The sequence below is a fragment of the Streptomyces recifensis genome (assembly GCF_002154615.1).
GTDB classification, from domain to species: Bacteria; Actinomycetota; Actinomycetes; order Streptomycetales; family Streptomycetaceae; genus Streptomyces; species Streptomyces griseoluteus.
This window is the reverse complement of record NZ_MUNH01000464.1, coordinates 1-9,299: the sequence shown is the minus strand read 5'-3', so window position 1 is coordinate 9,299 and position 9,299 is coordinate 1. Positions and strand designations below refer to the sequence as shown.

Here is a 9,299-nt window from a genome sequence, read left to right as displayed (position 1 = left end):
GGCGGCCACGGCATGTTCATCGTGCAGCGCCTGAGCCTGGACTGGGGCGTCGTACGCACCCCCGACGGCTCCGGCAAGACGGTCTGGGCGGAACTGGCCGCCCCCGCCTAGCACCGGGCTCACCGAGAACGGCGAAGGGCCCCGCATCCTCGATGCGGGGCCCTTCGTGTGTCCGGCGGAGCGGGGTCAGGTCAGTTGACGCTGCCCATCAGCGCCTTGACCTTCTTGCGGTACATCCAGACCGCGACACCGGCGACCACGGCCAGGATCGCCTCCAGGGCGACGAAGCCCATCTTGTCGAGGTTCACCCCGCCCACGGCCGGGTTCGACAGCAGGGCGGTGATCGAGTCGCCCGCGGTGACCGCGAGGAACCAGACGCCCATCATCTGCGAGGCGTACTTCTTCGGCGCCATCTTCGTGGTAACCGACAGGCCCACCGGCGACAGCGCCAGCTCACCGACGGTCTGCACGAAGTAGATCGCCACCAGCCACATCGCCGCGGCCTTGTGACCGCCCTCGGCGATCGACAGCGGAGCGAGGAAGAGGAAGAAGGACGCGCCGACCAGGACCAGACCGGAGCTGAACTTCACGATCGTGCTCGGCTCCTTGCCGCGGCGGTTCAGCCACAGCCACAGCCAGGCGAAGACCGGGGCCAGCGCCATGATCATGATCGGGTTGACCGACTGGTACCAGGAGACCGGGAACTTCCAGCCCGCGATGGTGTTCTTGGCCGAGCTGTCGGCGAACAGCGACAGGGTGGAACCACCCTGGTCGTAGATCATCCAGAACACGGCGGCGGCGACGAAGAACCAGATGTACGCGGAGACCTTCGAGCGCTCGGCGGGCTCCAGGTCCTTGTCGCGGTAGATCCGGGCGATCACCAGGATCGGCACGATCAGACCGATGACCGTGAGCGGGATCAGCGCCCAGTTCAGCGTGAAGTGGCCGGTGCCGCCCACCAGGGCGTAGAAGACCACGGCGATGCCGAGCCAGATCAGGCCCTTGCGCAGCGTGGCCTTCTTCTCCTCGGCGGACAGCGGGGTCGGGACCTCGTTGCTCTGCGCCGCGAGGTGACGGCCGCCCAGCAGGTACTGGACCAGGCCGAGCGCCATGCCGAGCGCGGCCAGCGCGAAGCCGAGGTGCCAGTTCACGTTCTCGCCCACCGTGCCGATGGCCAGCGGAGCGATGAAGGCGCCCAGGTTGATGCCGATGTAGAAGACGGTGAAGCCACCGTCCCGGCGCGGGTCGTCCACGCCCTTGTACAGGTGGCCGACCATCGTGGAGATGTTGGCCTTCAGCAAACCCGAGCCGATGGCGACCAGCACCAGGCCGACGTAGAAGCTCGCGGCCACGGGCAGGGCCAGGCACAGGTGGCCGAGCATGATGATCAGACCGGAGACGGCCACCGTCTTGCGGGGACCGAGCAGGCGGTCCGCGACCCAGCCGCCCGGCAGGGCGAGCAGGTACACGAGCGACAGGTACACCGAGTAGATCGCCGTCGCCGTGCCGGCGCTCAGGTGCAGGCCGCCCGGAGCGACCAGGTACAGCGGGAGCAGGGCCCTCATGCCGTAGTAGGAGAACCGCTCCCACATCTCGGTCATGAAGAGAGTGGCCAAGCCGCGGGGGTGGCCGAAGAAGGTCTTGTCGGTGCCCGGGGTCTCCGGACGGACCGAGTCCTTCGTCAGGCTGGACGCCATGGTCGTTCCTTGCTGGTCGGGACGCGCGATGGAGCGCTGCGCGCCCGGTGGGGGGTGCGGCCGGCACCGGCAGGGTCGGACGTCCGCCCCCACGCCCTGGGGGTTCCCGCATCGAAGGCATCGAAGGCGGAGGACGGCGACCACCGGGATCCACGCTCCTACGCGTCACTGCGTACGGAGCCCGGCCAGAGGTCATTCCTTTCAAGGCTGAGCGGAGTCAGCCCGCACAGAAAGGGAGACCTTTGGCGTCATGTGCCCGCCAAAAGGCCCCCGGTGTGCTACAGGCGTTCAGGTCACCATACGGCAGGACACTGCCGGATATGGAAGGACTTGAGACGCGGATCACAGGGATCGTGGGAACCGCGCGACCTGTTTCCAAGGTGTCTTCCACCATCGCATCGCACCGTCATTGGTTTGTACCAGCAGGGTACAAAGGTAAGAGCACTGCTGCCGACCACGCCCCGGCCTCACGCGCGGGCGGTCTACCATCAGCTCATGACCCGTGTACTGCTCGCCGAGGACGACGCGTCCATCTCGGAGCCGCTGGCCCGCGCCCTGCGCCGGGAAGGTTACGAGGTCGAGGTGCGCGAGGACGGACCCAGCGCGCTCGACGCCGGACTGCAGGGCGGGGTCGATCTCGTCGTGCTGGACCTGGGCCTGCCCGGCATGGACGGCCTGGAGGTCGCCCGCCGGCTGCGTGCCGACGGCCACACCGTGCCGATCCTCATCCTGACCGCGCGCGCCGACGAGGTGGACACCGTCGTCGGGCTCGACGCGGGCGCCGACGACTACGTCACCAAGCCCTTCCGGCTCGCCGAGCTGCTGGCCCGGGTCCGGGCGCTGCTGCGGCGCGGCTCGGCCGAGCCCCAGCAGCCGCCGGCCACCCACGGTGTGCGGATCGACGTCGAGTCGCACCGGGCGTGGATGGGCGAGGAGGAACTCCAGCTCACGGCCAAGGAGTTCGATCTGCTGCGGGTGCTGGTGCGGGACGCCGGCCGCGTGGTCACGCGGGATCAGCTGATGCGGGAGGTGTGGGACACCACGTGGTGGTCCTCCACCAAGACGCTGGACATGCACATCTCGTGGCTGCGGAAGAAGCTGGGCGACGACGCGGCGAACCCGCGCTACATCGCCACTGTGCGTGGAGTGGGCTTCCGGTTCGAGAAGAGCTGAGTCCCGCCTTCCGGGCGGGGCTGCGGGGGCGTCGGCGGCCGACCTCGCGCCGTGGCCGGTCGGGCGGTTCCCCGTGCCCCTTAGGGTGCCGCGCCGGGCCGGGGGAGACTGGTGGTCCTTAGTCTTCCCGGAGGGACCCTGTGCGTCGTCGTCTTATTCAGTCCACGCTTGCCGTCGTGCTGGTGGTGATCGCCGTGTTCGGGGTCTCCCTGGTGATCGTGGAGACCCGGACGATCAGCAACAGCGCGCAGGAGCGGGTGGAGTCCGAGGCGGTGCGGCTGGCCAGCATCGTGGACAGCCGCATCCTCGCCGCCGAGAACGTCAACGCCGACGTGCTGCGCAACCCGGTTAGCAAGACCCAGTACGCGGTGATCAAGATGCCCGGCCGGGCCCCGATCGAGATCGGCAGCAGGCCCGAGGGTGACGTCATCCACTCCACGCAATCCGGCGAGGAGGGCGAGACCGTCACCGTGCAGGAGCCCCGCTCCGCCGTGACCCGTGAGGTCGGCCGCACCCTGCTGATCATCGCCCTGGTCGCCCTGCTCGCCGTGATCGCCGCCGTGCTGCTCGCCGTACGCCAGGCCAACCGGCTCGCCTCCCCGCTCACCGACCTCGCCGAGACCGCCGAACGCCTCGGCTCCGGCGACCCCCGCCCCCGGCACAAGCGGTACGGCGTCCCCGAGCTGGACCGGGTCGCCGATGTGCTGGACTCCTCCGCCGAGCGGATCGGCCGCATGCTGACCGCCGAGCGGCGCCTGGCCGCCGACGCCTCGCACCAGCTCCGTACGCCGCTGACCGCGCTGTCCATGCGGCTGGAGGAGATCACCCTCACCGACGACCCGGACACGGTGAAGGAGGAGGCGACGATCGCGCTGGCGCAGGTGGAGCGGCTGACCGACGTGGTGGAGCGGCTGCTGACCAACTCGCGCGACCCCCGTACCGGCTCCGCCGTCACCTTCGACCTCGACGAGGTCATCCAGCAGCAGCTCGCCGAGTGGCGCCCGGCCTACCGCAGCGCGGGCCGGGCCATCGTCAGCTCGGGCAAGCGGCACCTGACCGCGGTCGGCACGCCCGGCGCGGTCGCGCAGGTGCTGGCCGCGCTGATCGAGAACTCACTGATGCACGGCGGCGGCACGGTCGCCCTGCGCACCCGCGTCACCGGCAACCAGGCCGTGATCGAGGTCACCGACGAGGGCCCCGGCGTCCCCGCCGACCTCGGCGCGCGGATCTTCGAGCGGACCATCAGCGGCCGCAACTCCACCGGCATCGGCCTCGCCGTCGCCCGCGACCTCGCCGAGGCCGACGGCGGCCGCCTGGAGCTGCTCCAGACGCACCCGCCGGTGTTCGGCCTGTTCCTGTCCCGCACCGCCCCCACCCACAAGGGCGGGGAGGCGACGGTCCGCTAGCGGACCCGCTCGGTGTTGTCCGGCGCGTGCCGGGCCACCGGCTCCCTGCCCGGCTCGCTGGGCAGGGCACGGAAGACCCAGGTGCGGTACGACCAGAAGCGGAACAGCGTGGCCACGCCGATGCCGACGAACTTGAAGACGTTGCTCTGCAGCGGGGTGTCCCAGCCGAACCCGTAGGTGGCGAGGTACAGCACCCCGTTCTCGATGACCAGGCCGATCACGCTGAACACCAGGAACAGCATCAGCTCGCGGGGGCGGCCGCCCCTGTCGCGGTCCCGGTACGTCCAGTAGCGGAAGCCCAGGTAGTTGAAGACGATGGCCACGATGGTGGCGATGATGCTGGCCCGGACCACGGGCAGGTCGGACACGTGCCGGACCAGGTTGAACACGCCGAGGTTGACCAGGACCCCGGCTCCTCCGACCGCGCCGAACTTGGCCACCTCACGGGCGAGCCGTTGCAGCCCCGAGGAACGACGTTCCATGGCTGTGCAGCTCCCGTCCATAGGTTCTTCTCGACCCCGCCATGCTATCCACGCGATCCCTCCCATGCCCGCGCGCCGGGCCCCGGCCGGGAAACGGGTCGGCAAGAGGCGGACAAGGGCCGGGTAAGAGATGCGCGTCCGGCGGGCCGGGACGGCGGCCGTCGGCGCCGGTCCGCGCGGCCGATACGCTAGGGGTGTGACGTTCCCGGTAGTCGGCATGGTCGGCGGGGGGCAGCTCGCGCGCATGACGCACGAAGCGGGCATCCCGTTGGGCATCAGGTTCAAGCTCCTCAGTGACACTCCACAGGATTCCGCGGCGCAGGTCGTGAGCGATGTCGTCATCGGCGACTACCGCGACCTCGACACGCTGCGTGAGTTCGCGCGCGGCTGTGACGTGATCACCTTCGATCACGAGCACGTGCCGACCGAGCACCTCAAGGCCCTGGAGGCGGACGGCATCCCCGTCCGGCCGGGGCCCGACGCGCTCGTGCACGCCCAGGACAAGGGCGTGATGCGCGCGAAGCTCACGGAGATCGGCGTGCCCTGCCCGCGCCACCGCATCGTGCGCGACCCGGCCGACGTGGCCGCGTTCGCCGCCGAGGGCGAGGGCTTCCCCGTCGTCCTGAAGACGGTGCGCGGCGGCTACGACGGCAAGGGCGTGTGGGTCGTCGACTCCGAGGCCGAGGCCGCCGAGCCCTTCCGGGCGGGCGTGCCGGTGCTGGCCGAGGAGAAGGTCGACTACGTACGCGAGCTGGCCGCCAACGTCGTCCGCTCCCCGCACGGCCAGGCCGTCGCCTACCCGGTGGTGGAGTCCCGGCAGGTCGCCGGGGTCTGCGACACCGTGATCGCGCCCGCGCCGGACCTGGACGAGTCCCTCGCGCTGCGGGCCGAGGAGATGGCGCTGAACATCGCCAAGGAGCTGGGTGTCGTCGGGCACCTCGCGGTGGAGCTGTTCGAGACCCGTGACGGCCGTGTCCTCGTCAACGAGCTGGCGATGCGGCCGCACAATTCCGGCCACTGGTCGATGGACGGCGCGATCACCTCGCAGTTCGCCAACCACGTCCGCGCGGTCCTCGACCTCCCCCTCGGCGACCCGCGCCCGCGCGCGCCCTGGACGGTCATGGTCAACGTGCTCGGCGGCGACTACCCGGACATGTACTCCGCGTACCTCCACTGCATGGCCCGCGACCCGCAGCTCAAGATCCACATGTATGGCAAGGACGTCAAACCCGGCCGCAAGGTGGGGCACGTCAACACCTACGGCGACGACCTGGACGACGTGCTGGAGCGCGCCCGTCACGCAGCCGGCTACCTGAGAGGCACGATCACCGAATGAGCCCCGTAGTTGGCATCGTCATGGGGTCGGACTCCGACTGGCCCGTCATGGAGGCCGCCGCCAAGGCCCTCGACGAGTTCGAGATCCCGTACGAGGTGGACGTCGTCTCCGCGCACCGGATGCCGCGCGAGATGGTCGCGTACGGGGAGCACGCGGCCGACCGGGGGCTGAAGGCCATCATCGCGGGCGCGGGCGGCGCGGCCCATCTGCCCGGCATGCTCGCCTCGGTGACGCCGCTGCCGGTCATCGGCGTGCCGGTGCCGCTGAAGTACCTCGACGGCATGGACTCGCTGCTCTCCATCGTCCAGATGCCGGCCGGTGTGCCCGTGGCCACCGTCTCCGTCGGCGGCGCCCGCAACGCCGGTCTCCTGGCCGCCCGCATGCTCGCCGCGCACGACGAGGACCTGCTCCAGCGGATGCGCGACTTCCAGCAGGACCTCAACGACCAGGCCACCGAGAAGGGCAAGCGCCTGCGCGCCAAGGTCGAGGGCTCGGCCGGCTTCGGATTCGGGAAGTAGGCGGGCCCGGATGACTTCGCTGGACGAGGCCGGCGCGCTGCTGCGGGAGTTCCCCGTCGTCGACGGGCACAACGACCTGCCGTGGGCGCTGCGGGAGCAGGTCGCCTACGACCTGGGCGCGCGGGACATCGCCGGCGACCAGGGCGCGCATCTGCACACCGACCTGCCGCGGCTGCGCGCGGGCGGCGTGGGGGCGCAGTACTGGTCCGTGTACGTGCGGTCGGACCTGCCGGACGCGGTGCCGGCCACGCTGGAGCAGATCGACTGTGTGACGCGGCTGATCGAGCGGTACCCGGCCGAGCTGGCGCCCGCGCTGACGGCGGCCGACATGGAGGCGGCCCGCGCCTCCGGCCGGATCGCCTCGCTGATGGGGGCCGAGGGCGGCCACTCCATCGCCAACTCTCTCGGCACGCTGCGGGGGTTGTACGCGCTGGGCGTGCGGTACATGACGCTCACCCACAACGACAACGTCGACTGGGCGGACTCCGCGACCGATGAGCCGAAGGCCGGGGGGCTGACCGCGTTCGGCCGTGAGGTCGTCCGCGAGATGAACCGGCTCGGCATGCTGGTCGACCTCTCCCACGTCGCGGCGACGACGATGCGGGACGCGCTGGACACCACCTCCGCGCCGGTGATCTTCTCGCACTCCTCCTCGCGTGCCGTCTGCGACCACCCGCGCAACATCCCGGACGACGTGCTGGAGAGGCTGCCGGCCAACGGCGGCATGGCGATGGTGACCTTCGTGCCGAAGTTCGTCCTCCAGGCCGCCGTGGACTGGACGGCCGCCGCGGACGACAACATGCGCGCGCACGGTCTGCACCACCTCGACACCACCGAGGAGGGCATGAGGGTCCACCGGGAGTTCGAGGAGCGCCACCCGCGTCCGGTCGCCACCGTCTCCACGGTCGCCGACCACCTCGACCACATGCGCGAGGTCGCCGGGATCGACCACCTCGGCATCGGCGGCGACTACGACGGCACCGCCTTCACCCCGGACGGCCTGAACGACGTCTCCGGCTATCCGAACCTGATCGCGGAGCTGCTGGAGCGCGGCTGGTCCAAGCCGGACCTCGCCAAGCTGACCTGGCAGAACGCGGTCCGGGTCCTGGGCGCCGCCGAGGACGTCGCCCGCGAGCAGCGCGCCGCCCGCCCGGCGTCGCACGCGACGATCGAGTCGCTGGACGGCTAGCCCGGCAAGATCCGAACGAGAGGCCCTAGCGGTCCGCGAGGGCGGGGTAGTCGGTGTAGCCGTCCGCCCCGCCCACGTACATGAGATACCGCTCGCGGAGCGGGTTGAGCGGGGCGCCCCGGCGCAGCCGGGCCACCAGGTCCGGGTTGGCGATGTAGGGGCGGCCGAGGGCGACGAGATCCGCGCCGGAGGCCAGCATCCCCCGCGCCGCCCGTGCCACCGCCCCGGTGGTGAGGTCGGTCAGCACCGGGTTGCCGATCAGGGTGCCCGGCCAGTCGGCGCGCAGCCGTCGGTACAGCTCGTCACCGGGGTCGGCGCGGACCACGTGCAGATAGGCGAGGCCCAGGTCGCGCAGCCGGTGCACGAGGGCGGGGTACAGGGCGGCGGTGTCGTCCTCCTGGATGCCGTTGACCGTGCCGCCCGGCGAGATCCGTACGCCGGTCCGCCCGGCACCGATCGCACCGGCCACCGCCTCGGTCACCTCCACGGTGAAGCGCACCCGCCGCTCGGGCGGGCCGCCGTAGGCGTCGGTGCGGCGGTTGGTGTTCCCGGCGAGGAACTGGTGCAGCAGATGCCCGTTGGCCGAGTGCACCTCCACGCCCTCGAACCCGGCGTCGACGGCCCGCCGGGCGGCGGAGGCGAAGTCCGCGACGGTGGCGCTGATGTCGTCGGGCGTCATCGCGCGCGGCACGGGGGCGGGCAGCTGCCCCTGCCGGGTGAAGATCGTCTCAGGGAGGGGTACGGCCGAGGGCGCCACGGGGGTCAGCCCGGTCGTCGCCGGGTGGCTGACCCGGCCGCCGTGCTGGAGCTGGAGGAACATGTGCCCGCCGGCCGCCCGCACCGCCTCGGTGACCTTGCGCCAGCCGTCGGTGTGCCGGTCGGTGTGCAGCGCGGCGATGTCCGGGTACGTCTGGCCGACCGCGTTCGGCGTCGCGGCCTCGCCGATGATGAGCCCGGCGGAGGCGCGCTGGGCGTAGTACTCCGCCATGAGCGAGGTCGGGGTGCCGTCCGCCTCCGCGCGGTTGCGGGTGAGTGGGGCCATCAACAGGTGGTGAGGGAGGGTGAGTTGGCCGAGCCGGGCCGGGGCCAGGAAGTCCGTCATGGCCGTACGGTAGAAGCTGACACCGATGTCAGGTTCAAGCCCCGGGGAGGCGCGCATGCGGATCGGTGAACTGGCCCGGCGCACCGGCGTGAGCGAGCGGTCGCTGCGCTACTACGAGAGCCGGGGGCTGCTCGCGGCCGAGCGCACGGCGGGCGGCCACCGGGAGTTCCCGGAGGCCGCCGTCGACCGGGTGGTCCGCATCCAGGAGTTGTACGCGGCCGGCCTCCACAGCGACCGCATCCGCCACCTCCTCCCCTGCATGCGCGACCAGGACGGCGGCCCCTCCGCCCAGGCCACCCCCCGCCTTCTGGCCGATCTCACCGAGGAACGCACCCGCATAGACCGCCTGATCGCCGACCTCCACCGCACCAGGGACACGCTGGACGAGGTCATCGA

9 protein-coding genes and 1 pseudogene are annotated in these 9,299 nt (G+C 71.2%); 7 read left to right on the top strand and 3 right to left on the bottom strand.

Features of this window, described 5'->3' with window-relative positions:
- Positions 1-111 (top strand): annotated as a pseudogene (locus tag CCN33_RS22885) (ATP-binding protein); the annotation flags it as partial.
- An 80-nt stretch (positions 112-191) separates the two neighbouring features.
- Here the strand turns inward: CCN33_RS22885 and CCN33_RS22880 are convergent.
- Positions 192-1,697 (bottom strand): peptide MFS transporter, encoded by a 1,506-nt coding sequence (locus tag CCN33_RS22880; RefSeq protein ID WP_086695402.1) that lies wholly within the window; start codon positions 1,695-1,697, stop codon positions 192-194.
- Between the two features lie 495 nt (positions 1,698-2,192).
- Between CCN33_RS22880 and CCN33_RS22875 the strand changes: the two genes are divergently transcribed.
- Together CCN33_RS22875 and CCN33_RS22870 are read left to right on the top strand one after the other, a co-directional pair.
- Entirely contained in the window at positions 2,193-2,870 is a 678-nt protein-coding gene (locus CCN33_RS22875) for a response regulator transcription factor (protein ID WP_030814361.1), read from the top strand.
- A 140-nt stretch (positions 2,871-3,010) separates the two neighbouring features.
- Entirely contained in the window at positions 3,011-4,276 is a 1,266-nt protein-coding gene (locus tag CCN33_RS22870) for an ATP-binding protein (protein WP_086695401.1), read from the top strand.
- Here CCN33_RS22870 and CCN33_RS22865 read toward each other — a convergent pair.
- Positions 4,273-4,758, bottom strand: a complete 486-nt coding sequence (locus tag CCN33_RS22865) for a GtrA family protein (protein ID WP_086695400.1) — start codon at positions 4,756-4,758, stop codon at positions 4,273-4,275. The genes CCN33_RS22870 and CCN33_RS22865 overlap by 4 nt on opposite strands.
- 196 nt (positions 4,759-4,954) lie before the next feature.
- Between CCN33_RS22865 and CCN33_RS22860 the strand changes: the two genes are divergently transcribed.
- Genes CCN33_RS22860 through CCN33_RS22850 form a run of 3 tightly spaced genes read left to right on the top strand, consistent with a single transcriptional unit; the run spans position 4,955 to position 7,801 of the window.
- Positions 4,955-6,094: a 5-(carboxyamino)imidazole ribonucleotide synthase gene (locus tag CCN33_RS22860; RefSeq protein WP_167387922.1), complete on the top strand. Its 1,140-nt coding sequence runs from the start codon at positions 4,955-4,957 to the stop codon at positions 6,092-6,094.
- Entirely contained in the window at positions 6,091-6,612 is a 522-nt protein-coding gene (gene purE / locus CCN33_RS22855; protein WP_086695398.1) for a 5-(carboxyamino)imidazole ribonucleotide mutase, read from the top strand. Before CCN33_RS22860 ends, purE begins: the two co-directional genes overlap by 4 nt.
- Before the next feature lie 10 nt (positions 6,613-6,622).
- The gene (locus CCN33_RS22850; RefSeq protein ID WP_086695397.1) at positions 6,623-7,801 is read left to right on the top strand and encodes a dipeptidase; all 1,179 of its coding nucleotides are present in this window, start codon (positions 6,623-6,625) and stop codon (positions 7,799-7,801) included.
- Positions 7,802-7,826: 25 nt separating this feature from the next.
- Here CCN33_RS22850 and CCN33_RS22845 read toward each other — a convergent pair whose 3' ends face one another.
- Positions 7,827-8,903: an alkene reductase gene (locus tag CCN33_RS22845; RefSeq protein ID WP_086695396.1), complete on the bottom strand. Its 1,077-nt coding sequence runs from the start codon at positions 8,901-8,903 to the stop codon at positions 7,827-7,829.
- Between the two features lie 55 nt (positions 8,904-8,958).
- On the opposite strand from CCN33_RS22845, the gene CCN33_RS22840 reads away from it, so the two are divergent.
- Positions 8,959-9,299 (top strand): MerR family transcriptional regulator (locus tag CCN33_RS22840; RefSeq protein WP_086695395.1); only part of this gene is annotated, 341 nt, incomplete at its 3' end.

Bases quoted from the DNA above. Each gene is read 5' to 3' on its own strand.
- CCN33_RS22850 (WP_086695397.1), top strand. From the start codon at position 6,623: ATGACTTCGCTGGACGAGGCCGGCGCGCTGCTGCGGGAGTTCCCCGTC.
- CCN33_RS22880 (WP_086695402.1), bottom strand. From the start codon at position 1,697: ATGGCGTCCAGCCTGACGAAGGACTCGGTCCGTCCGGAGACCCCGGGC.
- CCN33_RS22865 (WP_086695400.1), bottom strand. From the start codon at position 4,758: ATGGAACGTCGTTCCTCGGGGCTGCAACGGCTCGCCCGTGAGGTGGCC.
- CCN33_RS22845 (WP_086695396.1), bottom strand. From the start codon at position 8,903: ATGACGGACTTCCTGGCCCCGGCCCGGCTCGGCCAACTCACCCTCCCT.
- CCN33_RS22875 (WP_030814361.1), top strand. From the start codon at position 2,193: ATGACCCGTGTACTGCTCGCCGAGGACGACGCGTCCATCTCGGAGCCG.
- purE (WP_086695398.1), top strand. From the start codon at position 6,091: ATGAGCCCCGTAGTTGGCATCGTCATGGGGTCGGACTCCGACTGGCCC.